Consider the following 25,960-nt stretch of genomic DNA (forward strand, 5'->3'; position numbering starts at 1 on the left):
GGATTATAGGCCGGCTTCGGCGGTCATGCATTGCCGCCCATCAGGACCGCGGACCCAGAGCGTGCTGCCCTTCCGGCAGAAGGTGGCGGGCTCAACATGCGTCAGTGGCGCGGTGGCGCGAAAGGCGAAGGCTCCGAGCTGACCAAGTTCTTCCTCGGCCATCAGCATCAGCAACTGGGCAAGCAAGGGGCCATGGGTGACGAGGCCGTCGTAACCCTCGACCTCGCGGGCATAATCGAGGTCATAGTGGATGCGGTGGCCGTTGAAGGTGAGCGCCGAGTAGCGGAACAGCAGTGTCGTGTCGAAGCTGCGGGTGTGGGCGCTGTCCTCGTCGGTTGGCGCCATCGGGGGGGCTGGGGCGGTCTGCTCCGGTGATGGGTCTTCCCGATAGACGAGATCCTGTTCCTCGGTCAGGCAGAGCGCGCCTTGCTGTCGGATATCATGTTGCAGGGTGACGAAGGCGAGCGGACCGGTGCGGCCCTGTTTACGGGTCGCCGAAAGGACGACGCTGGTCTTTTCGGCGGTCTGACCGGCAATCAAGGCAGAATGGAAGGTGAGCCGCCCCCCGGCCCACATCCGCCGCGGCAGGCTCATATCGGGGATCAGTCCGATGCCGGTGCGTGGGTGGCCGTCGCGGCCGAGCTCTTCCGGCGGGCGGGCCTCCCAGAAATAGAGCTGGTGGAAAAACGGTGGCAGGGCGCGGCCGGCCTCGAGGTCCGGCGCCAGGCCTAGTGCGGCCTGAAGAGCTCGGGCGCGGGCGGGGTCGAGTACATCGTTTTGACGCTGTGGAGCGGGGCTGCCATGCTGCATGGCGGGAACCCTAGGAAGAGCGGAGAGCCGATGCAATGACGGATGATGATTTTACAGTTTCCGGCCTCGATCATCTCGTGCTGACGGTGGCCGATCTCGACGCGGCGGTTGGATTCTATACCCGAATTCTGGGTATGCAGGCCGTGGCGTTTCATCCTTCCGACGGTTCGCAGCGCTGGGCGCTGAAGTTCGGGCGCCAGAAGATCAACCTGCATCAGGCAGGAGCCGAGTTCGAGCCGAAGGCAAAGTCGCCCGGTCCGGGCACGGCAGACCTGTGCTTTCTGAGCGGTCGATCCGTGGCGGACTGGGTGTCCTGGCTTGATCGGCAAGGTATTGCGGTCGAGGATGGTCCGGTGCGCCGCACTGGTGCCGAGGGGCCGATCCTGTCGGTTTATCTGCGCGATCCGGATGGCAACCTGATCGAGATCTCCAACCGGGTCAGCTGATCTGAACTTCGTCCTGCGGACGGCTTCTTTCGTCCCGTTCGACCCAACGGGAGATCACCGTCCGGGCGGCCTGAGGATCGCGGGTGTTGATGGCGGTGCGCAGGTCCTTGAGCGCATTGGCCATCTCAATCTCGGACAGGAAGCCTTCCTGGGCCCGCATGATCTTCTGGTGCGGTGTGGTCAGCATGTCGGGCGAGATCAGCAGTTCCTCGTGCAGCTTCTCGCCGGGACGCAGGCCGATCTCGACGATTTCGATATCCCCGCTGGGGTTGTCTTCGTCCATCACGGTCAGGCCGGCGCCTTCGATCATCTGGCGGGCCAGCTTGCGGATCGGTACCGGGTCGCCCATGTCAAGCACGAAGAGATCACCACCCCGGGCAAAGGAGCCGGCCAGAAGCACCAATCTCGCCGCTTCGGAGATGGTCATGAAATAGCGTGTCACTTCGCCATGGGTCAGCGTGACAGGCCCGCCCCGGGCGATCTGTTCTTCAAAGAGCGGAATGACAGAGCCGGACGAGCCGAGCACGTTGCCGAAGCGGACCATCGAGAAAAGCGTGCTGTCGGACCGCGTCGACAGATCCTGGATGACCAGCTCTGCCAGCCGTTTCGAGGCCCCCATCACGTTGGTCGGGCGCACGGCCTTGTCGGAGGAGACCAGGATGAAGCGTTCTACCCCGGCAGCGCGGGCGGCATCGGCGATGGTCTTGGTGCCATAAACGTTGTTCTCGAGCCCGGCGATTTCGTTGGTTTCGACCAAAGGCAAATGTTTATAGGCTGCAGCATGCAGCACCACGTCGACCTTGTTTTCGACCAGGACCTGATCGACCAACGTGCGGTCGCAGACCGAGCCCAGCACCGGCACGATACGGATGTTGCTGGCCAGCTCGCGCATTTCCTTCTGGATGGTATAGAGCGCAAGTTCGGAATGATCGAACAGGATCAGCATCTCGGGTTTGCAGGAGATCAGCTGACGGCAGAGTTCCGACCCGATCGACCCGCCGGCTCCGCTGATAAGGATGCGGCGGCCGGAATAGGTGTCGGACACGGTGGGCAATTCACGCTCGAGCCGCGAGCGGCCCAGGAGATCGCTGAGCGATACGGGTGTCATCCGCTGGCTGAGTTCGCCTTCTCCGACCAGCGTTGCAAAGGACGGCAGCGAATGTACTTCGGCCCCGAGTTGACGCAGCTTGTGGGCGATGCGGGCTTGTACGGTCTGCGAGGCCGATGGCATGGCCAGCACGATGCGGTCGATTGCTTCCTTCTCGATCAACTCCTTGATCTGCGACGGCGCATAGACGGGCAGGCCCGCGACCACCAGTGATTGTAGCGTCGGGTTGTCGTCGACGAAACAGATCGGTTGCACGGCATCGTCAGTTCTGAGCGCCGCGGCGAGCTGTTGTCCGGTCTGGCCTGCACCATAAACAATCACCCGCATCCGGTCCGAGCCGCTGCGATAGATGTGGATCAGTGTCTGGCGCAGGAACATCCGCGTGGCGACGCTCATGATCAGAAGCGTCATGGTGAAGATGAAGAACGTCTGGCTGGTGACCGGGCTGCCTAAAGCATAGTTCAACAACAGGCCAGAGAAGCCGAGAATTCCGGAAAAGATCGTCGTCCGGATAATGCCCTGGAACTCAAAGGCGTTGAGCTTGATCCGGGTGAGGCCCAAAAGGTGTGATGTCAGCAGGGCGATGCCGATCAGGATAGCCGCCAGTGGAGCCATCGAGACCGCGACGTCCCAGGTGAGGGAGACTGACGCGTTGAGCAGCATCGAAAGGAACAAGGCAACTGGGACCATCAACCCGTCGATCACCAGGAAGATCAAACGCTTCTGGGCGCGGGTCAGAGATGTGGCCATCTCGTAAAAAACCATGTGTCCCCCGTATTTCTCAGACGCATTTCAGGCAGTTTTCTGTCTCGGTGATGACATAGTTCGAACGAGATACTGCTGATTTCGAAAGGCGACTGGTTCCTATTTCTTGCGCTGACTTTACGTCCGTGCCCGCGTTTTAAGCAAGTTGCACTATGCTGCAATTGCGAAATACCGCCAACAGTCAATATTTTGTAGCGAAATAAGTGGCCGGCAATAGATGCAACCTGCACCATGGGCGGTTTCCCGCGCAAGGTAATGTAGATTCAAACCGGAAACCGAGTGTGTCCAGGTCGGAAATCTTGAACCTGAAGGTGAATCGTGGCTGCTGTTACTCTACCTATCGGCCTTTCCAAACGGGATCACGTTTTTCGGCGAAGGCGCGGGCCCCTTCGTGCTGGTCTTCGGACGCATAGAGCGAGTCGACCGTGGCCAATTGACGCTTGGTGATCCGGTTCATCGTGTCGTGGAAATTCGAGTCTTCGGCGTCGCGCACGATTTCCTTGATCGCGGCATAAACGAGCGGTGGCCCCGAGGCGAGCAGGCGGGCCATGTCCCAAGCCTTGTCCATTAGCTGATCCGCGGGGTGGACATGATTGACGATGCCCCAGCGGCGTGCTTCTTCTGCATCGAACCAGCGGCCTGTCAACAGTAGCTCCATGGCGATGTGATAGGGGATGCGCTTGGGCAGCTTGACGCTGGCGGCGTCGGCCACTGTACCCGAGCGGATCTCCGGCAGTGCAAACGTGGCATGGTTGGCGGCCAGTATGATGTCTGCCGAAAGCGCCCATTCCAGCCCGCCGCCGCAGCAGATTCCATTGACGGCGGCGACCACTGGCTTGTTCAGGTCGCGCAACTCCTGCAGACCACCGAAGCCACCGACGCCGTAGTCGCCGTCGACCGCGTCGCCCTCGGCTGCGCCCTTGAGATCCCAGCCGGGACAGAAGAACTTCTCGCCTGCGCCAGTGATGATGGCAACGCGCAGTTCGGGGTCGTCGCGAAAGTCGGCGAAGACCTCGCCCATCGCGCGACTGGTGGCGAGGTCAATGGCATTGGCTTTGGGCCGGTCGAGCTTGACCTCGAGGATGGCACCGTCGCGGCGGGTCTTGATAGGGTCAGTCATGAGACGGTCTTTCGGATCAGCGCGTCGGCAGCGACGGCGGTTTCGGGCGTGCAGATCAGCGGGTTGACTTCAACCTCTTCCAGAGTGACGGCGTTGGCAAGGGCATACGATTGTACCGCCTCGGCCGCGTCGAGGATCGCGTCGATGTTCGCGGGTGGTTTGCCGCGGAAGCCGGTGAGGAGCGCGTGGCATTTCAAGCGCGCAAGTGCGCCGGCCATGCTGGCCCGGCTGGCTGGCACCAGGAGCGATGCACTGTCGGCGAGAAGTTCGGTCAGCACACCCCCGGCGGCGAAGGTGAGCACGAACCCATGTGCCGGATCGCGTGTGATGCCGATCAAAATCTCCGCGACGCCGCCGAGGACCATTTCCTCGATCAGGAAACGTTCGGCGGGCATGGTGGCGGCCTCTTTGCCGGTATCTATCACGGTAAGGTTGAGTTTGACCGCCCCTGCCTCGGATTTATGGGCGATTCCCAGACCTTTCAGAGCCAGCGGCGGGGTGAGTTTAGCCGCCTCCAGCGTGACGGCTTCGCGGCTTTCTGCGATGACGGCGCGCGGGGTGGCGAGACCATGGGCGGCAAGAGACTGTTTGGCCGCGGCCTCGGTCAGGGTGACGGTCTCGCGCGGGGCGCCGGGCAGCAGGAGCGGTTCGGGATCGGGGGCGCGGATCACCGCTGCTGCTTCGGCCGCGACGATCGCCTCGGTTAGGCCTTGCAGCGGCACGACGCCGCCCGCCATCAGGCGGCGGGCCACGTCTTCAGGCATCAGCTCGGCCAGGGTGGAGACGACAGCCACCGGACGGCCAGTGACCGCGCGGGTGGCGAGTGCGGCCTCTGTGGCGCAGTGCCAGTCGGTGGCGTCGGTATGGGGATAGTCGACGATCAGCAGCGTCAAGCCAATGCCGGGGTCGGCCACGGCGGAAAAGACGCGGGCCATCGCTCTGGTGTCGCGCCAGATATAGGTGTGATAGTCTAGTGGATTGGCCAGCGCCACCCTGGGGCCGAGAGCGTCGCGCAACTCGGCGTGTTGGCGCGGGTTGAGTCGCGGAAAAGAAACGGCGCGGGAATGGCCGGTATCTGCGGCCAGGCTGGCCTCGCCCCCCGAGCAGGAAATCGAGGCCAGCGCTGGAGAATCCAGCGCGCCGGTGACATGCAAGAGTTTAAGCGTTTCAAGGAAGCCCGGCAGGTCATCGACCCGGGGGATCGCGAGCCGATCCAAGAGCGCCTGCGCGCCGACATCACCGCCCGCCAGCGAGGCGGTATGCGAGACCGTCGCCGCCTGTGCCTGGGCCGAGCGGCCGACCTTTAGAGCAATGAGCGGCACGCCTTTCGCATGCGCCTTCCCGGCCAGCGCTTCCCAGGCGCGCAGGTCAGCGAAGCCTTCGACATGCAGCCCGATGGCGGTGACGCGCGGATCATCCAGCAGCCCGGCGGCGATTTCGGCCTGGGTGGTCTGGGCCATGTTGCCGCAGGTCACGGTATAGGCGATCGGCAGCGCCCGGCGCTGCATCGTCAGGTTGATGGCGATATTGGAGCTTTGGGTGAGGATGGCGACACCTCTGTCCACCCGCTGACACCCGTGCTGGTCGGGCCAGAGCAGTGCGCCGTCAAGCGCATTGATGAAGCCGTAGCAGTTGGGGCCCAGGATCGGCATTTCGTCCGCCGACGCGAGCAGCCGCTGCTGCAGCGCGTTGCCCTTGGTATCTTCGGCCTGCGCCTCGGAGAAACCCGAAGCAAAGCAGACTGCACCGCCCGCGCCCATCCGCGACAGCACGCCGACCGCCTCGACCGTGGCGTCGCGGTTGATGCCGATGAAGGCGGCGTCGGGAGCATCGGGCAGGTCTTCGAGGCGGGTATAGGCCTGGTGCGACCCCAATGCCCCGCCACGCGGATGCACCGGCCACACCACACCCTCATAGCCCATCCGCTCGGACTGGACGATGACTTGGCGACACCAGTCCCCGCCTCCGATCACGGCAATCGAGCGGGGGCGGAACAGGCGGGAGAGGTCGCGCGTCATGCATGAACCTCGTGCAGGTGGCGGGGTTGGATGCCTCCGGCGGGGATATTTGAAGAAAGAGGAAGTAACGGTTGATCAACCTTTTCGGGCGACAAAGTCGCCACGGTACAGGCGGGGACGCCGATGACCGTGAAAGGGGAAGAGGCAGCGCCTTTTCCGGAGGGGAGCTCTAACCGGGTTCCCCTCTTCCTCTTTCCGAAAGTATCCCGGGGAGCGCGAGGGGCTGGCCCCTCGCACCCGCCGGCAAGACAAGTGCCGCCCTTGGCCAATTCAGCCCCCCACCGCTCGCAACAATTCGCGGCTGATGATGTGGCGCTGGATTTCCGAGGTGCCCTCCCAGATGCGTTCGACACGGGCATCACGCCAGATACGTTCCAGCGGAAGCTCGTCCATCAACCCCATGCCGCCGTGGATCTGGATGGCCTCGTCGGCGATCATCGCCAGCACTTCGGTCGCCTTCAGTTTGGCCATCGACATGTCGGCCTCGGTCACCGTGCCCTGGTCGAATTTCCAGGCCGCGTCCCAGGTCAGCAGGTTCGCCGCCTTCAGTTCCATCGCCATGTCGGCAAGCTTGAAGCTGACCCCCTGGAACTTGCCGATTTGCTGGCCGAACTGACGTCGCTCGGCAGCGTAGGCGATGGCGTGGGAAAGGGCACGATCGGCGCGGCCGAGGCAGGTCGCAGCGACCTGGAGGCGGGTGGCCCCGAGCCAGTCGTTGGCGACCTGGAAACCCTTGTGAACCTCGCCCAGAACGGCGGATTTCGGCAGGCGGCAATCATCGAAATCCAGCACCGAATTGGTGTAACCGCGGTGGGAGACGTTGCGATAGCCATCGCGCACGGTAAAGCCGGGTGTGCCCTTGTCGACGAAGAAGGCGGTGATGAGTTTCTTCGGGCCGCGCGGAGTCTCTTCCTCGCCGGTGGCCATGAAGACGATCGCAAAGTCGGCGATATCGGCGTGGGAGATGAAATGCTTGGTGCCGTTGAGGACGAAATCGCCGCCATCGAAACGCGCTGTGGCTTTCATGCCGCGCAGGTCCGAGCCGGCGCCGGGTTCGGTCATCGCAAGGCAATCCCAGGTTTCACCTCGGATGCAGGGGAAGAGATATTTTTCCTTTTGCTCGTCAGTACCGGCCAGAAGAATGTTCGACGGCCGCGCCACGCAGGTCCAGTGCAACGCATAGTTTGCCCGGCCGAGCTCCTTTTCGTAGAGCAGCCAGGAGAGCGAATCGAGCCCCGCGCCACCCACCGCTTCCGGCATGTTGGCGGCATAAAGCCCGGCCGCCATCGCCTTGGCCTGAAGCTCGCGGATCAGCTCCATCGGTAGATGTCCGCTACGCTCGATTTCTGCCTCGTGCGGGTAAAGCTCGTTCTCGACGAAGGCGCGGGTGGTGTCCGCGATCATCTGTTGTTCTTCGGTGAGCGCGAAGTGCATAGCAAGCCTATCTCGTGTAGATCTGTTTTTTGTGGACGCAGGGGCGGTCGGTCGCCGCCGATGATCCGTCGCGGGGCTCGTTGAAAGTGGCGATCCATTTGTCGAACGGAAACCAAGACCTTCCGCGGCGACATGCGAAGTAGCGATGATAGAGCTGGTGAAAGAAATCGCCGACAGGTTCCATCTTTTTGCCTTTGGCGATCAGCTGTTCGAGACCAGAACACGATACGACTGGGTTGGGTGGCTGAAAGACGGCATGAAAACGCAGCTGCAACGTGTTCAAGGCCAAAGGGTGCTGCGGGCGATAGTCCCGGCGCTGGGTTTCGTCGTCTTCCGCGAAGGTGGTGACGGTGGGCATGGCGGGCCTCTTCTTTTGCCGGTTCCGAGCCCGGCCAGGCAGGCTCAGGTGGCGTAGGTCGAGCCCTCTTCGTCAAGGATCGCCTTGAGTTCTCTGAGGTGCCTTTCGTCCTGTTCGGGATAGGTTTCCAGTTCGCGTGCGGTTTTCTCGGCGATGTCGTCGGAAAGAACGCGAAGTGGCCGACCGGTTTGCAGGGCGCGGATGTAGGTTTCGGCGGCGCGCTCGAAATAGTACAGGCGGTTGAAGGTCTCGGCCACGGTGGCGCCGATCACCATGACGCCGTGATTGCCCATGATCATTACCTTCTTCTTCGGGTCCTGGAGCAGTGAGGCACAGCGTTCGCCCTCTTCCTCGAACGCGAGTCCGCCATAGTTTTCGTCGATGACGTAGCGGTTGAAGAAGGTAGCGCAGTTCTGGTCGATGGGCGGCAGGTTTGAATCCTCCAGGCTGGCCAGCACGGTGGCGTGGATTGAATGCACGTGCATGGCACAGCGGGCATGGGGACAATGGCGGTGAATTGCGCCGTGCAGGCCCCAGGCGGTGGGATCGGGAGCGTCCGGACCCTTGAGCTTAGCAGGATCGTTGGCGTCGATCTCGAGCAGCTCCGAGGCGCGAATGCGGGCGAAATGCATCTGGTTGGGGTTCATCAGGAACTTGGTGCCGTCCTCGTTGACCGCCAGGCTGAAATGGTTGGCCACGCCTTCATGCATGTCGAGCCGCGCGGTCCAGCGGAAAGCGGCGGCCAGATCGACGCGCTCCTGCCAGTGGTCCATGTTGGGGCGAAGTTGGGTGATGGACATGGCGGGCTCCTTTTCGGCTGGTGTAAAGGCACCATAGTCGGAAAGCGGCTGTCTTGTCCGTTTGCGACCCGGTGCTGCAACTGCTTTCTCGTGTCTTGTCTCCCCGGTTCGGATCCAGTCACGGACGGGGGATCCTTACAAAGCGCGCGAAGGAACCCAGGCATAACCATCGGGGTCGAGGATATAGGCTTCGCGCAGGCCGTGTGGTTTGTCGGTCGGGTTCTGCAAAACCGTGTCGCCTGCCAGTTCGGCGCGGGCGGCGGCCTCGTCGGGGTCGGTGTCAAAAAGACGAATTTCCACCCCTGCGCCGCGGGGCGGGTTTTCCGGCAGCAGGTTCAGAATAGGGTTTGCGGCGTAAGTGCCATCGGAATGGAGCTGGAACACATCGTGGCCATAGCTGACGATGGCGAAATCGTCCGATAGGCGGTGAACGGCCATGTCGAATACTCTCCGAAGGAAAGCGGCCGTGGCGCGCACATCGCGGCAAACCAAGTTGAGTCCGATCCCCCGGAGCGCGGCCCCGAAAACTTCGGCTTCGACCGTTTCGTAATCCATCATGACTGACAAAACCTTCTGCGTTCCGCATCAGCTTGAAAGCCCCTTTGTCGCGTGTCAACGTGGCTGAAACTAAACGTGACCCACCGTGGCGGGAGACTCGGGCATGCAGGACAATGGCATTTTTCTTTCTCCCGTCCCGGTCGCGCCGAAGCCCTTCGATGATCCACGGGCGGCGGTCGCGCATTTGATCGCTCTTTATGACCGATCGGTGTCATTTCTGACCGACCAGTTTTCCCTCGCGATGGCCGGGGACCTGCCGGCCAAGCGCGTGCGGGCCTTCTATCCGATGGTTCGGATCGAGACGACGAGCTTTGCCAAGATCGACAGCCGGCTGAGCTTCGGCCATGTCTCTGACCCCGGCATCCATGTGGCGACGATCACCCGGCCGCGGCTGTTTGCAAACTATCTGGAGCAGCAGATCGCACTGCTTCAGGACAATCACGGGGCGCCGGTCGAGATCGGATTGTCAGACACGCCCATGCCTGTGCATTTCGCGGTGGCGAACCACCCTGCTCTGGAGGTTCCGCACCAGGGCGCGGCGGAGTTCACCTTGCGCGATCTGTTCGACGTGCCCGACCTGTCGACCACCAATGATGACATCGTTAACGGCACATCGCAGCCGGGACCGGGAGGCGAGATGCCGCTGGCGCCCTTCACGGCGCAGCGGGTGGATTACTCGCTGGCGCGGATCGCGCATTACACCGCGACTGAGCCCGAGCATTTCCAGAACCACGTACTGTTTACCAACTATCAGTTCTATGTCAGCGAGTTCGAGGCTTATGCCCGCAACGTGCTGGCTGATCCGGCAAGCGGATATTCCAGCTTCGTGGCGACTGGTAATGCCGAGATCACCGAGCCGGATGCGCCGTTGCATCTGCCGCCGAAGCTGCCTCAGATGCCGACCTATCACCTGAAGCGGGCTGATGGGCAAGGGATCACGCTGGTCAATATCGGGGTTGGTCCCTCGAACGCGAAGACCGCGACCGACCATATTGCGGTGCTGCGCCCGCATGCCTGGATCATGCTGGGCCATTGTGCCGGGTTGAGGAATTCGCAGTCGCTGGGCGATTTCGTCCTTGCGCATGCCTACCTGCGCGAGGACAGGGTGCTTGATGACGACTTGCCGGTCTGGGTGCCGGTGCCGGCGCTGGCCGAGATCCAGATCGCGTTGGAGCAGGCCGTGGCCGGGGAAACGCGGCTCGAAGGCTATGACCTCAAACGGGTGATGCGGACCGGTACCGTTGCCAGCCTCGATAACCGCAACTGGGAACTGCGCGACCAGGAGGGTCCGGTGCAGAGATTGAGCCAGAGCCGGGCCATCGCGCTTGACATGGAAAGCGCTACGATCGCTGCCAACGGCTTTCGCTTCCGGGTGCCGTACGGCACGCTTCTTTGCGTGTCCGACAAGCCGCTTCACGGCGAACTGAAGCTGCCGGGCATGGCCTCGGACTTCTACAAGGCCCAGGTCGAACGGCACCTGATGATCGGGATTCGGGCCATGGAATCCTTGCGCGAAATGCCTCTAGAGCGCCTTCACAGCCGCAAATTGCGCAGCTTCAACGAGACGGCATTCCTCTAATCCGGCATTTACAGGGCGAAAACGGCCGCAAAATGCATGTTTTTCGCTTGCATTGACCCACTATTCGTTGTGTTGATCGCCTATATCCCGTTATATGGCGGCAATGAGGCCCAAGTGTTCGGGCAAGTGAAGGAGACCAAGAAATGGCAAAACCGATGACCAAAACCCAGCTCGTCGCCGCACTGGCCGAAGAAATGGGCAGCGACAAGAAATCTGCGGCCGGCGCGCTGGACGCCGTCGTCAGCATCATCACCCGCGAAGTGTCGGGCGGCGGCGCGGTGACCCTGCCGGGCGTCGGCAAGATCTACTGCCGTGAGCGCCCCGAGCGCATGGTCCGCAACCCGGCCACCGGCGAACAGATCAAGAAAGAGGCCGACAAGGTGGTCAAGATGACCATCGCCAAGGCGCTGAAGGACAGCGTGAACGGCTGATCGGCCGATCAGGAAGTTTCGGAAAGGGTCGCCTGCGGGGCGGCCCTTTTCCGTTTCGGGCCCTTGGTGACGGGTCTAGGTGTCGAGAAAGGCCTGAACCTCGATGACATAGCCGTTGGGGTCTTCGCAGAAGAAACTGTAGATACCGAATTCGGCCATCTCCTGCGGCGCACCGCGCAGGGGAACGCCCCGCGATTTCAACCGGTCATACCAGCCGTCGACATCATCGGTCAGCAAGGTAATCATGCCGCCCGCCGGATTGACCACGCGGTCCTCGAAGGCGCGGCAGACGCCGATGAAGGCACCTGGTGCGGTGCGAAAGATCCGCGCCATGCCGGCATCGCGCCACAGGGTCAGCCCCAGCGCGTCGGCATAGAACGCAGATGTGGTGTCGAGGTCGTCGCAATAGACCCAGGTGATCTGCCCTTCGATTGCCGCCATCGCGCCTTGCCGTTCCATCCGCCCGCCTGTTAACTGCGCCGGAACCGAAGCACGCCCGCGGGCAAGAGGCAAGCCGATGAACATCCGCGCAATCCTGATGGGGCTGGCCTTTGCCTTCATGTGGTCGTCGGCCTTCACTTCGGCGCGGGTGATCGTGGCCTATGCCCCGCCGATGGCGTCACTGTCGCTGCGGTTTTTCATCTCGGGCCTGATCGGCGTGGGCATCGCGCTGTGGCTCGGGCAGAGTTTCAAGCTGACTCGGGCGCAGTGGCGGGCGACGATCATTTTCGGGATCTGCCAGAACGCGCTTTACCTCGGGCTGAACTTCGTCGCTATGCAATGGGTCGAGGCGGGACTGGCCTCGATCATCGCCTCGACCATGCCGCTGATCGTGGCGATGCTGGGCTGGATGGTGCTGGGCGACCGGCTGAAACCGATGGCGCTGATCGGGCTGATCCTCGGGTTCGTGGGTGTCGCGCTGATCATGGGCGGGCGGCTGGAAGGCGGGCTTGACTGGACGGGGATCGCGCTCTGTATCATCGGGGCGTTTGCGCTTGCCATCGCCACGCTTTCGGTAAGCGGTGCGTCTTCGGGCGGAAACGTGATGATGATCGTCGGGCTGCAGATGTTTGTGGGGTCCGCCTGTCTGGCGGTGGTGGCGGGCTTCACCGAAACCATCGAAATCACCTGGTCGTGGCAGCTGATTGTCGCCTTCCTTTACACCACATTCGTGCCCGGACTTCTGGCGACATGGGTATGGTTCACGCTGGTCAACAACATCGGCGCGGTGAAAGCGGCGACCTTCCACTTTCTCAACCCGTTTTTCGGGGTGGCTGTGGCCGCCGTGCTGCTGGGCGAGAAAATGGGCACATTGGATGTGATCGGCGTGGTCATCGTGGCGGCAGGCATTCTGGCAGTGCAGCTTTCGAAACAAAAGCCCACGCAGGCGTGATGCCCCGTGGGCCGAAGTTTATGTGACCGGGTCCAACGGTCTGCTTAACTGCGGAGCATGGAATTGCTGTTCGGATATGCGGCAGGACTGCTGACCCTGATCAACCCCTGCGTACTGCCGGTGCTGCCCATCGTGCTGGCGTCGGCGCTGCAGGTCAGCCGTTGGGGTCCGGCGGCGCTGGCTGCCGGGATGAGCTTGTCCTTCGTCGCACTCGGCTTTGCCGTCGCTGCATTCGGCCGGGCGCTGGGGCTCGATGAACAGATGATCGCGCAAGCCGGTGCGGTTCTGATGATTGGCTTTGGCCTCGTCCTGATGGTGCCGCGCTTCGGCGCGATTTTCGCCACGGCGACAGCTGGCGTTTCGGCGGGGGCGGATGCGCAGATGGACGGACTCGACCGGCACTCGCTGAGCGGGCAACTCCTGGGCGGCGTGCTTCTCGGCGCGGTGTGGAGCCCCTGCGTGGGCCCGACCCTGGGCGGGGCGATTTCGATGGCCAGTCAGGGCCAGAGCCTGGCCTGGGCCTTCGCCATCATGGTCAGCTTCGCGCTTGGGGTATCCAGCGTGATCCTCGGTCTCGGCTATGGCGCGCGCTCTGCGCTGTTGCGGCGCAAGGCGCTGATACAGGTGGTTGCGGAACATGCCCGTCCGGTGCTGGGCATGGTGTTCTTGGCGGTGGGCGTGATGATCCTGTTCCGGCTGCACCACATGATCGAAGCCTGGGCGCTTGGGGTGCTGCCCTATTGGCTGACGGATTTTTCGGTTTCCCTGTGAGAGGAGAAAGACAATGAAACGACGCGACTTTCTTGCCACCGGTGCGGCACTGACCATTATGCCCTCGGCGTTGTTGGCCAAACCGCTGGACTATGTGCCCGGGCTTGCCAAGCAAAGGCTGGCTCAGGGGGAAACGGTTTTCCTCGATTTCAAGGCCAGCTGGTGCGGTACCTGCAAGGCGCAGGAGCGGGTTCTGAACAGGCTCAAATCGGTGAATAGTGACTATGAGAAACACATCACCTTCATCAATGTCGACTGGGATGAATACGGCCGCTCGGACCTGGCGCAATCACTGAACATCCCACGCCGGTCGACCCTGGTGGTGTTGAAGGGCCAAGACGAGTTGGGCCGGATCGTGGCCGGCACCGGCGAGGCCGAGATCAAGGCGCTGATGGATGCCGCGTTGGCCGCGGCTGTGGCTTAAAGCAGAACGAAAAGCAGCGCGCTGAGGGTGAAGAAAGCCAGCGTCGTCGCCAGGACCTGTGCGATCGAGGCCATGCCTTCATGGCCGAGTTCCTGCGCGAATAGAGCGTAAATCGTGAACATCGGCACCGCGGCGGAAATCACCGCCGCCGCGGTCAGGTCGGGTGGAAGGGGCGCGAGTCCGATCATCGGTACGGCAAGAAGCGTAAGCGCGATCATGGCCGGATGCAGGGCGAGCTTGCCCAACACCGTCAGCATGGCGATACCGCTATTGCCGCGGGATGGTACTCCGACCAGCGACCCTCCGATCACGAAGAGTGCAAGGGCTGCCGAGGATGCGGCCAGCATATCGAGGAACCGTCCCGCCGGTTCGGGCAGCACCAGTCCCGAGAGCGAGAAAACGAGCCCCGCCGTAAGCGCCAGCACCATTGGTCGTCGCAGCACGCCCAGCAGGATGTTACGCAATTTGCGCAGGATATGGGCCTCTTCGGCCTTGGAAGCCTCCATGATGGCCAGGCAGACGGGAATAACAACAAAGTTCTCGACCAGCATGTTGAGCGCCAGAACCTGCCCCGCGACCGATGGCAGCGCGAGGAGCAGCAAAGGGTAGCCGACGAAGCCGGTGTTGGCGCAGCTTGTTCCCATGATCGCCACAGCGCGGCGGGTGGGCGAAGTGCCAACCGCGCTCAGAATGACAAAGGCGACGGTGATGGTTGCCAGAGATCCGGCAAGAAACACGGCCATGTAGGTCAGGTTGAAAAGGTCTGATACATCCCGCGTGGCCACCGCGTTGAAGAGCAGCGCGGGCAGCGCGACATTGAGGACATAGCCACCGAAAACAGGCATGTGCTGCGGTTGGAACACGCCTTGCCGAACCATGACATACCCCAACGCGATGGCGGCATAGATCGGAAAGGTGATCGACAGGATGGCGAGCATCTCAGCCGATCTTGCCCCTTGTGCCGCCGGTCTGGCCGCGGTCCAGCAGGATGTGGTCGAGGATCACGCAGGCCATCATCGCCTCGCCCACGGGTACGGCGCGGATACCGACGCAGGGGTCATGGCGACCCTTGGTGATCACCTCGGTGGCGGTACCATCAAGCCGGATCGACTGGCGCGGAGTGAGGATCGACGAGGTGGGTTTCACAGCAAAGCGGACGACCACGTCCTGCCCGGTGGAAATGCCGCCGAGTATCCCGCCGGCGTGGTTGGAGCTGAAAACCGGCTGGCCGTCGTTGCCCATGAATATCTCGTCGGCATTCTCGGTGCCCTTCAGGGCCGCCGCCGCCATGCCCTCGCCGATCTCGACGCCCTTGACGGCATTGATCGACATCATTGCTGCGGCGAGGTCGGTGTCGAGCTTGCCATAGACCGGCGCGCCGAGGCCGGCAGGGACGCCGCGGGCGACCACCTCGACCGCCGCGCCGACCGAGTTCTGCGCTTTGCGGATGGCCGAGAGATAGGCGTCCCATTTCGCCACGGTGTCAGGACCCTGCGGAATCCAGAACGGATTGGCGTCAATGGCGTCCCAGTCGAACGCCTCGCGGTCGATCAAGACTTCGCCCATCTGCACCATGTAGCCCTTGATCTCGCAGCCCGGCACCAGTGCCTTGATCGCCTCGCGCGCGACGCCGCCGGCGGCCACCCGGGCGGCGGTTTCGCGGGCCGAACTGCGCCCGCCGCCGCGATAGTCGCGGCGCCCGTATTTCAGGTGATAGGTGATGTCGGCATGGCCTGGGCGGAAGGTTTGCGCGATCTCGCCGTAATCCTTGGAGCGCTGGTCGGTATTTTCGATCATCAGCTGGATCGGCGTTCCGGTGGTGACGCCCTCGAACACACCCGAAAGGACGCGGACCCGGTCGGGTTCCTGGCGCTGGGTGGTGTGCTTGGTCTGACCCGGGCGGCGGCGGTCGAGCCAGTGCTGCAGCATGGTTTCGTCGAGTGGGATGCCGGGTGGGCAGCCATCGACGGTGGCGCCCAGCGCGGGTCCGTGGCTTTCGCCCCAGGTGGTGACGCGGAAGAGATGTCCGAAGGTGTTGAGGCTCATGGGGCAGGCTCCTTTCGGCAAGGGCATAGCGTCAGAGCCAGCCGGTGTGAAGAGCGGAGAGGACAGGAGCGGGAGCACTGCCCTGCGCTCCCGGGATGTTTTCGGCAAGATGAAGAGGACGCGCGACTTGCCAAGGCCGGCGGCGCGGCATAGGTGTAGGGGACCTCGGGGTGCCTTTGGGCTGAGATGCGATTGCGCGAACCCGTCGAACCTGAACCGGTTAAGACCGGCGGAGGGAAGGTCTGGGTCTCCCCAAGCTTGCTCCGCCCGTCGCAAGATGAGGAGAGATGGATGAGACATCTTTTAGTTGCTGCGGGACTGATGACGGCCATGGCTGCAGCCACGGTGGCCGCGGCGGATACGCCCGTTCTGACCGTCTATACATATGACAGTTTCGTGTCCGACTGGGGGCCGGGACCTGCAGTGGAGAAGGTCTTTGAACAGGACTGCGGCTGTGATCTGAAATTTGTGGCTGCTGGTGACGGGGCGGCGCTGTTGGCGCGGCTGAAGCTTGAGGGCGCGCGGACAGAGGCCGACGTGGTTCTGGGGCTGGATACCAGCCTGACGGCGACTGCGGCGGAAACCGGGCTGTTCGCTTCGCATGGGCGGTCACCGGTAGTGGATGTGCCCAACCCCGTCGGCGAGCCGGGGGCATGGGGCGATCCGCTGTTTCTGCCCTATGACTGGGGTTATTTCGCTTTCGTTCATGACAGGGTAAAACTGCCCAACCCGCCGAAATCCTTCGAGGAACTGGTCGAGTCGGATGTCAGCATCGTCATCCAGGATCCGCGCTCTTCGACCCCTGGGCTCGGGTTGATGCTATGGGTCAAGGCGCTTTACGGCGACAAGGCCGATACGATCTGGGAGGGGCTGTCCGACAACATCGTTACCGTCACGCCTGGCTGGTCCGAAGCCTATGGCCTGTTTCTGGAGGGCGAGGCCGACATGGTGCTGAGCTATACCACTTCGCCAGCCTATCACTTGATCGCCGAAGAGGATGATAGCAAGGCGGCGGCGGTGTTTCCGCAGCATTACATGCAGATCGAGGTGGCGGGAAAACTGGCCGCGTCGGATCAGCCCGAACTGGCCGACCAGTTCCTCGGATTCATGTTGTCGGAGGCGTTCCAGAGCCTCATTCCGACGACAAACTGGATGTATCCGGCGATCACGCCCGCGGCTGGGCTACCGGATGGCTTTACCGCACCGGTTGCGCCGGACCAGGCGGTACTGTTGCCGCCCGAAGACGTGGCGGAGCTGCGCGACGAAGCGCTGGCGGAATGGCGCGCGGCGCTATCGAAATAAGGCGCGCCTGGCTGGGCTGGACCGCGGCAGGCTTCGTCGCCGCGGTCGTGCTTGTGCCGTTGGGCGCGGTGATCTGGCAGGCTGACCTTAGCGGGCAGGCGTTAACGGCGGATTGGGCGGCCGTACGGTTCACCCTGCTGCAGGCCACGGTGTCGGCGTTCACCTCTGTCGCGCTCGCCATTCCTGTTGCCCGGGCGTTGGCGCGGCGGCGGTTCCCGGGGCGGGGCCTTCTGATTACGCTCCTGGGCGCGCCCTTCATTCTGCCGGTGATCGTGGCCGTGCTGGGGTTGCTGGCGGTGTTCGGGCGCAATGGTTTGTTGAACGGGGCTCTGGGCTGGATCGGAGTGGCCCCGGTCAGCATCTATGGCCTGCAGGGCGTGGTCCTGGCGCATGTCTTCTTGAACCTGCCGCTGGCGACGCGGGTGATCCTGCAGGGATGGCAGGGTATTCCGGCTGAGCGGTTCCGGCTAGCCGCCAGTCTGGGCATGCGCCCGCGGCAGGTGTTCCGGGTGCTGGAATGGCCAATGTTGCGGGCCGTGTTGCCGGGCGCGGTCATGGTGATTTTCGCGCTTTGCCTTAGCAGTTTCGCGGTGGCGCTGATTCTGGGCGGTGGTCCGCGGGCCACGACCATTGAACTGGCGATCTACCAAGCCTTTCGATTCGATTTCGACCTGAGCCGGGCGGCGGCGCTGGCGTTGGTGCAGCTGGTGCTGGCGGGCGGTGCGGCGGCGTTGGCACTGTGGCTGGCCGTGCCGCCGGGCTTCGGGGCCGGGCTCGACCGGGTGGTCCGGCGCTGGGAGGCGGAGCGCGCCGGGCTGCGCTTGTTCGATGGGCTGGCGGTCGGGCTGGCGGCGGTTTTCCTTCTGGTGCCGCTGGCAATAGTTTTCTTCAACGGCGTCAGCGGATTGGCGCGGGTGCCAGGCTCGGTATGGGAGGCGGCGGGAGTTTCGGTTGTGATCGCGCTGGTGTCGACTTCGGTCACCCTGATCCTGGCGCTGGGGCTCGCGCGACGGGGAGAAATCTGGGGCTATCTCGGCCTGGCGGTGTCGCCGATGGTGGTAGGCACGGGTCTGTTCCTGCTGATCAATCCCTGGGCCAGCCCGATAGCCCTGGCACTGCCAGTGACGGCCCTGGTCAACGCTCTGATGGCGCTGCCCTTCGCGGTCCGGGTTCTGGCGCCTGAACTGGCCAGGGTGGAGGACGATTTCGGACGGCTGGCGGATGCGCTGGGGCTGCACGGCTGGGCGAGGCTGCGCTTGCTGTTACTGCCGAGGCTGCGCCGGCCGTTGAGCTTTGCCGCCGGTTTAACGGCGGCGCTGTCGATGGGCGATCTGGGGGTAGTGGCCTTGTTCGCCAGTCCGGACTGGGCGACGCTGCCATTGCAGATGTACCGGCTGATGGGCGCCTACCGGATGGAGGCGGCGGCGGGAGCGGCGCTGATCCTGCTAGGATTGAGCCTGATGCTGTTCTGGGTTTTCGACCGGGGAGGGCGGGTCGATGTTGACGCTTGACGGGCTGCTGATCCGGCAGGACGACTTTAAATTGAAAGCGGAATTTTCCGTCGACGCAGGCGCGCGCGTGGCGGTGATCGGGGCCTCTGGGGCGGGAAAGTCGACGCTGCTGAACGCCATTGCCGGGTTCCTAGAGCTGAGCGCGGGGCGGCTTCTGTGGTGCGGGGAGGACATCACCGGAAAGACGCCGGGAGAACGGCCGATTTCCATGTTGTTTCAGGACAACAATTTGTTTCCGCATCTCACGGTCGCGCAGAATGTCGGGCTTGGAATCGACCCGGGGCTGCGGTTGAGCGCCACGCAGAAGGACCAGGTGACCGAGGCGCTGCGGCGCGTGGGCCTGGACGGGTTCGAGGCGCGCAAACCAGGGCAGCTGAGCGGCGGGCAGCAGAGCCGGGCGGCGCTGGCGCGGGTTCTGGTGCAGCGCAAGCCGCTGATATTACTTGACGAACCGTTCTCGGCGTTAGGACCTGCGTTGAAGGCCGAGATGCTCGATCTGGTGGGTGAACTGGCTGCGGAAACCCACGCGACGGTGCTGATGGTGAGCCACGATCCCGAGGATGCGGGACGGTTTGCGGCTCTGGCTGTGCTGGTGGCGGAGGGTCAGGCGTCCGCGCCGGTGCCGGTGGCGGAACTGATGGCGAACCCGCCCGAGGCGTTGAAGGATTACCTGGGCCGATAACCGGGTGGGCGGGGATTAATCGCAGCGTGCGGTGGGAACCGCCGGTATGGCAGCCCGGCTGGCAAGCTGGCTGGCACCCTGTCTGGCGCACGGTGGGATAAGGTTTGGGAAAGGGCCAGGGTTAACCGGGCGCACGGTGGCCGCAGTTACCGGCGCGACGGGCCGCTGCTGGCCGGGGCGGGGTGGAAGGCCAACCGGGACCGCCCCGTGGCGCCGCGGTCGAGGGCGATTTCGAGCGTGTCGCCCGGTTCGCAGAAAAACAGCGCCCGCGACATCGGGTTGATGAGGTGCGTCTCGATCCGGTTGCCGATACCGCGGCCGCCGTCGAACACATCCTGGGTACAGAGATGTTCGAGCTCGGCTCGGGCCTCGTCGGTGATGCGGAGGTCGATTTCCTGCTCGATGGTGACAACCGAGAACACGCGCTTGAGAATGGTGGAGAAGATCACGCCCTGAGCGGCACGGTCGATGAAATCGAACACCACGACATTGTGGCCGATGCGGTTCATCAGTTCGGGGCGCTTGAGCTCGAAACGGAAATGATCCTGCACCGCCTTGTTGATCTTCTGCTCGACGACATTGTGCGGGTCCGATGGCATGACGTTCATGCCCATGTTGTTTTCGCGCCGGCTGCCGAACATGCCGATGTTCGAGGTGAAAATGATCAGTGCCTCGGAGAAATAGGCGGTGGCGCCGCGGGAATCGGTGATGCGGCCTTCGTCGAGGATCTGCAGGAAGGTGTCGAGGATTCGAGGGTGGGCCTTTTCGATTTCGTCGAACAGGAATACCGAGAATGGCCGCTTGTGGATAGCGTTGATCAATTCGCCGCCGCGGTCGTGGCCGGGGTGGCCAGGAGGTGCGCCGATCAGGCGGGTGACGCTTGCCTCTTCCATGAATTCCGACATGTCGAAGCGGTGGCAGGCAGTTTCGTCCCCGAACAACAGTTCGGTGACGGATTTGGCCAGTTCAGTCTTGCCTACTCCGGTGGGACCGGCAAAGAGCAGCACGCCGCGCGGCCGTGTTTGGCGATGGCCGGTCTGGGCGCCGGAAAGGCCGGTGACCGAGCGCATCAGGATGTCGAGTGTCTTGTCGATGGCACTGTCCTGGCCCTTGACCCGGGCGGTGAGGATGTCGCGGGCGTTGCGCATCCGCGATTTCAGCACCGGCGATTTCCACGGGTTGCGCCGCGCGCCGGTGCGATACATGGCGATGACGTCGGTGATCCGGTCGAGGCCAAGCCCTTCGGCGTGGGCCATGTCGGCAATGGCGCGCATCGCCACCAGGGTATGGCGGTCGCATTGCAGCGCGAAGGTTTCGAGCAGGTTGTCGATCTCGCCCGCGCGTCGCGCCGGGTGCGGCGGGAAGTGCGGCAGCAGGGTGCGAGCGAAGGCGAAGCGGTCTTCCAGCGTCGGCAGTTCGGCGACGATTTCTCGAAGGTCGTCATTGCCGACGACAAACCAGTCGGGCAGGTCCGCAGCCCGGTCGGCAACCCAGATCGTGGGGTTGCGCAGCGGCGCGCGGGCGGCCGCCTTGGGGCGAGGTGGGACGGGGATGCGGGACTGTTTGTGGGCTGTCAGGAAGAGATCGGTAAGGCCGGGGGCGTCGTTGCGGGCCAGATGCGAGCTGTAGTCGATCACCAGCGCCGTCGGGATGAGGCGCATCTCGGCGACCTTGCGCCAGAGCTCGGTGATCTGTTGCGGGGTCTCGGCGACGTTGCCCAGGATGATCTCGTGGGATTGCAGCACGCGCTTGAGTCGCGGGTCGCATTCGGAATGCAGGCGCAGCCCGTCGACCGGGTCGTGCAGCAGGAGAGCGTGGATGTCACGGCCGTGGACCAGCCGCCAGAGCGTTTGTTCGAAGCTTAGAAAGCCCTGTTGCGGATCGGTCGGCGAAACGTAGAGGTCGCGGGTGTTGCCCGAAAGGACGAATTGCGACCGCACCGTGAGGCTCGAGCCGAACTCCTCATACCACGCCGGAGCGGCGCGGTGTTCGGAGACGTGCTCGCGGGGGAGCGCGTGGTGCGGCAGCGGTTTGTTCATCTCTGGCCCAGTCTGACTGCCCGCCGGGAAGCGGAGTGATCCGTAGCGGAGCTTGTGCCTCGAGACTGAACGTACCTTGCGATAGGGGCCAAAGTTTGACCGGCTTGCGCCGGAACTGGGCAAAAGAAAACCCCCGCCGGAGGGGCGGGGGTTCCGAGTTTTTTCGCCTTCAGGGCGTCGACCGTTAGTGTTTGCCCTTGTGCGGTGCCCAGAGGCGCTTGTTGGTCAGGTAGAGCAGCGTCGAGAGGATGACCAGCATCAGCACACCGACGAAACCGGCCTGCTTGCGTGCCATCATTTTGGGCTCGGCCGCCCACATCAGGAAGGCGGACACGTCCTCGGCCATGTGGTGCGCCGAGTTCGAGTGCCCGTCGGCATACTCGACCAACTCGTCCGAAAGCGGCGGCGCCATGGCGATCCAGCCGCCGGGGAAGGCGGTGTTTTCATAGAAGATCGTGCCGGCCTCTTCTTTCTCCTTGCCGGTGTAGCCGGTCAGGATCGAGACGATGTATTCCGGGCCGCCCATGCCCTTGAAGAGCTGGTTGATGCCGGTGCCGCTGGGACCATGGAACCCTGCACGCCCCTTGGCCATCAGGCTGAGGTCAGGAGCGCCGGCGGCCGTGATGGCCGGGAAGAAATCGGTCGGCTTGGCCGGACGATCCTCTTCCAACTCCTCATCATAGACCGAGAAGTTCTGCGCGGCATAGGCGCGGACCTCGGCATCGGAGAAGTGCGGGCCGCCTTCGTCGCCGAGCGTGCGCAACGGCACGTATTGCAGACCGTGGCAGCCGGCACAGACCTCGGTATAAACCTGCAGACCGCGCTGAAGCTGGGCTTGGTCGAATGTGCCGAACGGACCTTCGAAGGAGAAGGCGACATCTTCGATGTGCTGTTCGCCCCCGCCGGCTGCCGTTGCAGCGCCTGCCGAAAGGGTCAGGGCGGCAACTGCGGCGATGCTCAGTTTCTTCATCATTGTTCCCTTGTCCTTTCTTATTCGGCCGGCTTGCCGTAGTGGGCCGCGAAGTCTTCTTCGATGGTGGCCGGCTGCGGGGTCGGCTTTTCGACCACACCGAGGATCGGCAAGATCACGAAGAAATAGGCGAACCAGTAGGCCGACCCGATCAACGAGTAGGTGGCATAGGGCTCTTCCGCGGGCATGGCGCCCAGCCACATCAGAACCACGAAGTCGATGATCAGCAGGTAGAACCACCACTTGAACATCGGGCGGAAGCGGCCCGAGCGCACCCGGCTGGTGTCGAGCCAGGGCACCAGCGCCATGGCGATGATCGCACCGAACATCGCCAGCACGCCGAAGAACTTGGCGTCGATGATGCCGCCGGTCAGGGCGCCGGCCCACTGCACCACCCAGACATCGGCGGTAAACGCGCGCAGGATGGCGTAGAACGGCAGGAAGTACCATTCCGGCACGATGTGTGCGGGCGTCACCAGCGGGTTGGCTTCGATGTAGTTGTCGGGGTGGCCGAGGTAGTTCGGCATGAAGCCGACGACGGCGAAGAACACCGCCAGGATCACGGCCAGTGCGAACAGGTCCTTGATTACGAAATACGGCCAGAACGGCAGGGTGTCCTTCTCGACCTCTTCCTTGGACCCGCGGCGGACCTCAACCCCGGTGGGGTTGTTGTTGCCGGTGGTGTGGAACGCCCAGATATGCACCACCACCAACGCCGCGATGATGAACGGCAGCAGGTAGTGCAGCGAGAAGAAGCGGTTCAGCGTGGCGTTGTCCACGGCCGGTCCGCCCAGCAGCCAGGTCTGGATCGGCTCACCGATGAACGGGATGGCGCCGAACAGGCCGGTGATCACGGTGGCGCCCCAGAACGACATCTGCCCCCACGGCAGCACGTAGCCCATGAAGCCGGTGCCCATCATCAATAGGAAGATCAGCATGCCGACGATCCAGGTGATTTCGCGCGGGGCCTTGTAGGAGCCGTAGTAAAGACCGCGGAACATGTGGATGTAGACGGCGAGGAAGAACAGCGAGCCGCCGTTCATGTGCAGGTAGCGGATCATGTGCCCGCCGCGCACGTCGCGCATGATGTGCTCGACCGAGGCGAAGGCGTAATCCACGTGCGGTGTGTAGTGCATCACCAGGATGATACCGGTGACGATCATGTGCACCAGGCAGTAGGCCAGCACGATGCCCCAGATCCACCACCAGTTCAGGTTCTTGGGGGTGGGGATCATGATGGTATCATAGACCAGACCGACAATCGGCAGGCGCTTGTGCAGCCATTTCTCGCCCTTTGTCTTGGGCTCGTAGTGATCGTGAGGAATTCCGGACATTTCGCGCGTCTCCTTCGCTTATCCGAGGACCAGTTCGTCGCCGTCGAAGGCGGCGATGGGCACGTCGAGGTTGCGGGGAGCCGGGCCTTTGCGGATCCGGCCGGCGGTGTCGTAGTGCGAGCCATGGCAGGGGCAGAACCAGCCGCCGAACTCACCGGCGCCGTCGCCGATCGGAACACAGCCCAGGTGGGTGCAGACGCCGACCATCACCAGCCATTCGCCGGCTTCATCGAGCGTCCGGTTTTCGTCCGACGCATCGGCACCGGGCTTGTTGGCGTTCTGCGCCCCCTGGTCGATGGTCAGGTCGTCGACGCTGACGGCGCGGCCGGCCTCGATTTCTTCCGGCGTCCGGCGACGGATAAAGACCGGCTTGCCCAGCCATTTCACCGTCAGCTGGGTGCCCACCTCGACACCCGAGATATCGACCCGGATCGAGGAAAGCGCCATCACATCGGCGGAAGGGTTCATTTGATCGACCAGCGGCCAGATGGCGGCCCCCGCGGTTACGGCACCGGCCCCTGCGGTGGCGTAGTAGAGGAAATCTCTGCGGGTGCCTTCGTGATCTTCAGCGTGCGACACGAGGTATTCTCCGTTTTTCTCGAGGCCGAAACGTGGCCTATACGTCAGAGGCCGCAGACTCGCCGCAGCCCTTCCCGCGCGTTCTTTAGCGATGCTTTGCCTTTGCGTCCAGAAGGGATTGGCAAATGCGCTTATTCGGCGCAGGGACCGGGGCTTTCCGACCGTTGTTTCCATCGGACCCCGGCGATCTGCGAAGGGTGGCTACGCGGCTTTCGAGTTCAGGCTGGGATCAGTGCTTTGGGTGGCCGGGCCGTCCAGCCGGGTGTCGCCAACTGTTATCGCTCGATGCTGGTGGCGGGCACGACGGTCGCGAGCCAGTTGATGAACGCGACGACGGGCGGGCGCGGTTTCCAGGGCGGTGTCACGATGAAGTACCGAGAAAGGTGCGTGATCGCGATGGGAGCAAGCGCCAGAGTTCCCCCGGTCAATCGGGCGTGTACATCGATCTCGGATTCAAGCACGAGCCCCATGCCTTCTTCGCCGGCCCGGATTTCAAGTGATGGGTTGCCAAGGTCCACCGTCCGGATCTCGTCCGTATCTATGCCGGATTGCGTCAGCGCTTCGCGTTCCCAGAGGCTGTCGTTCGGAATCAGCCATGGCACCTCATCCCAGTTGGTCCTGGGATCATTGACCAGCGAAGGCGCCGCAAAAGCCCGTGTCGGACTTTCAACCAGTAACCGAGACGTCAACCCCGGCCAGTTTCCTTCTCCTGCGCGGATTGCCAGATCGAAACCTTCTGCCACGAGATCGACCGCTTCGTCTGAAGATGAAAAGGACACCTCGATTTCTGGATGTGTGGACCAAAACGAGGTGATTTTCGGGAAGATGACGGCCTCGGCGAAATAGGCTGTTGTCGTCACGCGGACCGGACGATTGATGTCTCTTTCCTGAAGCGCCTGGAGTCCTTCAGCGATGGCCGCGAAGCCGGTCGCGAGGGATCGAGCCAGTTCCCTTCCCTCAATCGTCAGGCTCACTCCCCTAGGCGACCGTTCCACGAGCTGGACCCCGAGATGCTCCTCCAAAAACCGGACCTGTTGCGCCACGGCGGCATGGGTCACGTTGAGCGAACGAGCCGCAGCGGAGAAGCTCTTTGCTTGCGCCGCAGCGTCGAAGGCGCGGAGGGCCGTCAGCGAGGGAAGTTTTGTCCAGTCAACCGCCATGTTGAAAGCTCAGGTTTCATCTGTGAAAAAATCCTGACTCTCAAGTTTCCTGATTTTTCGCAATATTACAACTGTAAATGTAGAAAACGCGGAGAGAAAAATGCAAACTCCAAATACAGACCTGTTACGTGCAGTTTCAAGTTATCAAGCCAGCGGCCGTCCATGTCCGGGTCACGAACGCATCCATCGACTGCCACCTGAATTGCGGCGTGGCGTGCGGGGGAGAGGCCTCGACGCCGCAAATCAGGTCTTCCGCAAGCTTTGTCGCTTGGCGCGCAGCGCAACACCGCCTTGGGTTCCGGGAAGTGCAGGCCGGACTTGA

General features: G+C 63.1%; 25 protein-coding genes and 1 riboswitch. Of the genes, 9 read left to right on the forward strand and 16 right to left on the reverse strand.

What is annotated here, in order from left to right; translation table 11 throughout:
- Positions 1 to 3: 3 nt before the first annotated feature.
- On the reverse strand, positions 4 to 810 hold the full coding sequence (locus NO357_RS08115; RefSeq protein WP_306735135.1) for an HTD2 family dehydratase: 807 nt from the start codon (positions 808 to 810) through the stop codon (positions 4 to 6).
- A gap of 35 nt (positions 811 to 845) precedes the next feature.
- On the opposite strand from NO357_RS08115, the gene NO357_RS08120 reads away from it, so the two are divergent.
- Positions 846 to 1,256, forward strand: coding sequence for a VOC family protein (locus tag NO357_RS08120; RefSeq protein ID WP_306735136.1), 411 nt, complete (start codon positions 846 to 848; stop codon positions 1,254 to 1,256).
- On the opposite strand, the gene NO357_RS08125 is transcribed toward NO357_RS08120, so the two are convergent.
- The 7 genes from NO357_RS08125 to NO357_RS08155 all read right to left on the reverse strand — a co-directional run bounded on the left by NO357_RS08125 (position 1,249) and on the right by NO357_RS08155 (position 9,414).
- Positions 1,249 to 3,129 carry a polysaccharide biosynthesis protein gene (locus NO357_RS08125; RefSeq protein WP_306735137.1) on the reverse strand — a complete coding sequence of 627 codons (1,881 nt, stop codon included), beginning with the start codon at positions 3,127 to 3,129 and terminating at the stop codon, positions 1,249 to 1,251. The genes NO357_RS08120 and NO357_RS08125 overlap by 8 nt on opposite strands.
- 337 nt (positions 3,130 to 3,466) lie before the next feature.
- Positions 3,467 to 4,249 carry a carnitinyl-CoA dehydratase gene (locus NO357_RS08130; protein ID WP_306735138.1) on the reverse strand — a complete coding sequence of 261 codons (783 nt, stop codon included), beginning with the start codon at positions 4,247 to 4,249 and terminating at the stop codon, positions 3,467 to 3,469.
- The gene (locus NO357_RS08135) at positions 4,246 to 6,267 is read right to left on the reverse strand and encodes an acetate--CoA ligase family protein (protein ID WP_306735139.1); all 2,022 of its coding nucleotides are present in this window, start codon (positions 6,265 to 6,267) and stop codon (positions 4,246 to 4,248) included. Before NO357_RS08135 ends, NO357_RS08130 begins: the two co-directional genes overlap by 4 nt.
- Before the next feature lie 270 nt (positions 6,268 to 6,537).
- Positions 6,538 to 7,701 (reverse strand): acyl-CoA dehydrogenase family protein, encoded by a 1,164-nt coding sequence (locus NO357_RS08140; protein ID WP_306735140.1) that lies wholly within the window; start codon positions 7,699 to 7,701, stop codon positions 6,538 to 6,540.
- Positions 7,702 to 7,708: 7 nt separating this feature from the next.
- On the reverse strand, positions 7,709 to 8,059 hold the full coding sequence (locus tag NO357_RS08145; RefSeq protein ID WP_306735141.1) for a hypothetical protein: 351 nt from the start codon (positions 8,057 to 8,059) through the stop codon (positions 7,709 to 7,711).
- Between the two features lie 44 nt (positions 8,060 to 8,103).
- Positions 8,104 to 8,859, reverse strand: coding sequence for a class II aldolase and adducin N-terminal domain-containing protein (locus tag NO357_RS08150; protein ID WP_306735142.1), 756 nt, complete (start codon positions 8,857 to 8,859; stop codon positions 8,104 to 8,106).
- Positions 8,860 to 8,994: 135 nt separating this feature from the next.
- The gene (locus NO357_RS08155; protein WP_306735544.1) at positions 8,995 to 9,414 is read right to left on the reverse strand and encodes a VOC family protein; all 420 of its coding nucleotides are present in this window, start codon (positions 9,412 to 9,414) and stop codon (positions 8,995 to 8,997) included.
- 106 nt (positions 9,415 to 9,520) lie between these two features.
- Between NO357_RS08155 and NO357_RS08160 the strand changes: the two genes are divergently transcribed.
- Together NO357_RS08160 and NO357_RS08165 are read left to right on the forward strand one after the other, a co-directional pair.
- Positions 9,521 to 10,996: an AMP nucleosidase gene (locus NO357_RS08160; protein ID WP_306735143.1), complete on the forward strand. Its 1,476-nt coding sequence runs from the start codon at positions 9,521 to 9,523 to the stop codon at positions 10,994 to 10,996.
- Between the two features lie 143 nt (positions 10,997 to 11,139).
- Positions 11,140 to 11,427, forward strand: a complete 288-nt coding sequence (locus NO357_RS08165) for an HU family DNA-binding protein (protein WP_306735144.1) — start codon at positions 11,140 to 11,142, stop codon at positions 11,425 to 11,427.
- Between the two features lie 75 nt (positions 11,428 to 11,502).
- On the opposite strand, the gene NO357_RS08170 is transcribed toward NO357_RS08165, so the two are convergent.
- A complete protein-coding gene (locus tag NO357_RS08170; protein ID WP_306735145.1) occupies positions 11,503 to 11,886 on the reverse strand; it encodes a VOC family protein in 384 nt (127 codons plus the stop codon).
- A 58-nt stretch (positions 11,887 to 11,944) separates the two neighbouring features.
- Between NO357_RS08170 and NO357_RS08175 the strand changes: the two genes are divergently transcribed.
- From NO357_RS08175 to NO357_RS08185, 3 genes are read left to right on the forward strand one after another with little or no spacing between them, the layout of a single operon-like run.
- A complete protein-coding gene (locus tag NO357_RS08175) occupies positions 11,945 to 12,820 on the forward strand; it encodes a DMT family transporter (RefSeq protein WP_306735146.1) in 876 nt (291 codons plus the stop codon).
- 57 nt (positions 12,821 to 12,877) lie between these two features.
- A complete protein-coding gene (locus NO357_RS08180) occupies positions 12,878 to 13,591 on the forward strand; it encodes a cytochrome c biogenesis CcdA family protein (protein WP_306735147.1) in 714 nt (237 codons plus the stop codon).
- A gap of 13 nt (positions 13,592 to 13,604) precedes the next feature.
- Positions 13,605 to 14,015 (forward strand): thioredoxin family protein, encoded by a 411-nt coding sequence (locus tag NO357_RS08185; protein WP_306735148.1) that lies wholly within the window; start codon positions 13,605 to 13,607, stop codon positions 14,013 to 14,015.
- On the opposite strand, the gene NO357_RS08190 is transcribed toward NO357_RS08185, so the two are convergent.
- Both NO357_RS08190 and aroC read right to left on the reverse strand, forming a co-directional pair.
- On the reverse strand, positions 14,012 to 14,953 hold the full coding sequence (locus NO357_RS08190) for an AEC family transporter (protein ID WP_306735149.1): 942 nt from the start codon (positions 14,951 to 14,953) through the stop codon (positions 14,012 to 14,014). The two genes, NO357_RS08185 and NO357_RS08190, sit on opposite strands and share 4 nt — an antisense overlap.
- A 1-nt stretch (position 14,954) precedes the next feature.
- Positions 14,955 to 16,061 (reverse strand): chorismate synthase, encoded by a 1,107-nt coding sequence (aroC, locus tag NO357_RS08195; protein WP_306735150.1) that lies wholly within the window; start codon positions 16,059 to 16,061, stop codon positions 14,955 to 14,957.
- A gap of 156 nt (positions 16,062 to 16,217) precedes the next feature.
- A riboswitch (TPP riboswitch) is annotated at positions 16,218 to 16,316 on the forward strand.
- Positions 16,317 to 16,352: 36 nt separating this feature from the next.
- Between aroC and thiB the strand changes: the two genes are divergently transcribed.
- The 3 genes from thiB to thiQ are packed head-to-tail and all read left to right on the forward strand — an operon-like array spanning position 16,353 to position 19,556.
- Entirely contained in the window at positions 16,353 to 17,363 is a 1,011-nt protein-coding gene (gene thiB, locus NO357_RS08200) for a thiamine ABC transporter substrate binding subunit (protein ID WP_306735151.1), read from the forward strand.
- A complete protein-coding gene (locus NO357_RS08205) occupies positions 17,339 to 18,874 on the forward strand; it encodes a thiamine/thiamine pyrophosphate ABC transporter permease ThiP (RefSeq protein ID WP_306735152.1) in 1,536 nt (511 codons plus the stop codon). The genes thiB and NO357_RS08205 overlap by 25 nt, the downstream gene beginning before the upstream one ends.
- A complete protein-coding gene (gene thiQ / locus NO357_RS08210) occupies positions 18,861 to 19,556 on the forward strand; it encodes a thiamine ABC transporter ATP-binding protein (RefSeq protein WP_306735153.1) in 696 nt (231 codons plus the stop codon). Before NO357_RS08205 ends, thiQ begins: the two co-directional genes overlap by 14 nt.
- A 146-nt stretch (positions 19,557 to 19,702) precedes the next feature.
- On the opposite strand, the gene NO357_RS08215 is transcribed toward thiQ, so the two are convergent.
- From NO357_RS08215 to NO357_RS08235, 5 genes are all read right to left on the reverse strand, one after another.
- Positions 19,703 to 21,595: an AAA family ATPase gene (locus tag NO357_RS08215; RefSeq protein ID WP_306735154.1), complete on the reverse strand. Its 1,893-nt coding sequence runs from the start codon at positions 21,593 to 21,595 to the stop codon at positions 19,703 to 19,705.
- 184 nt (positions 21,596 to 21,779) lie between these two features.
- Positions 21,780 to 22,568 carry a cytochrome c1 gene (locus tag NO357_RS08220; protein WP_306735155.1) on the reverse strand — a complete coding sequence of 263 codons (789 nt, stop codon included), beginning with the start codon at positions 22,566 to 22,568 and terminating at the stop codon, positions 21,780 to 21,782.
- A 17-nt stretch (positions 22,569 to 22,585) separates the two neighbouring features.
- Positions 22,586 to 23,899, reverse strand: a complete 1,314-nt coding sequence (gene petB / locus NO357_RS08225) for a cytochrome b (protein WP_306735156.1) — start codon at positions 23,897 to 23,899, stop codon at positions 22,586 to 22,588.
- An 18-nt stretch (positions 23,900 to 23,917) separates the two neighbouring features.
- Positions 23,918 to 24,478: a ubiquinol-cytochrome c reductase iron-sulfur subunit gene (gene petA, locus NO357_RS08230; protein WP_306735157.1), complete on the reverse strand. Its 561-nt coding sequence runs from the start codon at positions 24,476 to 24,478 to the stop codon at positions 23,918 to 23,920.
- Positions 24,479 to 24,753: 275 nt separating this feature from the next.
- Positions 24,754 to 25,638: a LysR family transcriptional regulator gene (locus NO357_RS08235; RefSeq protein WP_306735158.1), complete on the reverse strand. Its 885-nt coding sequence runs from the start codon at positions 25,636 to 25,638 to the stop codon at positions 24,754 to 24,756.
- Positions 25,639 to 25,960 lie beyond the last annotated feature (322 nt).

This window comes from Marimonas arenosa (genome assembly GCF_030848945.1).
Taxonomy (GTDB): Bacteria; Pseudomonadota; Alphaproteobacteria; order Rhodobacterales; family Rhodobacteraceae; genus Marimonas; species Marimonas arenosa.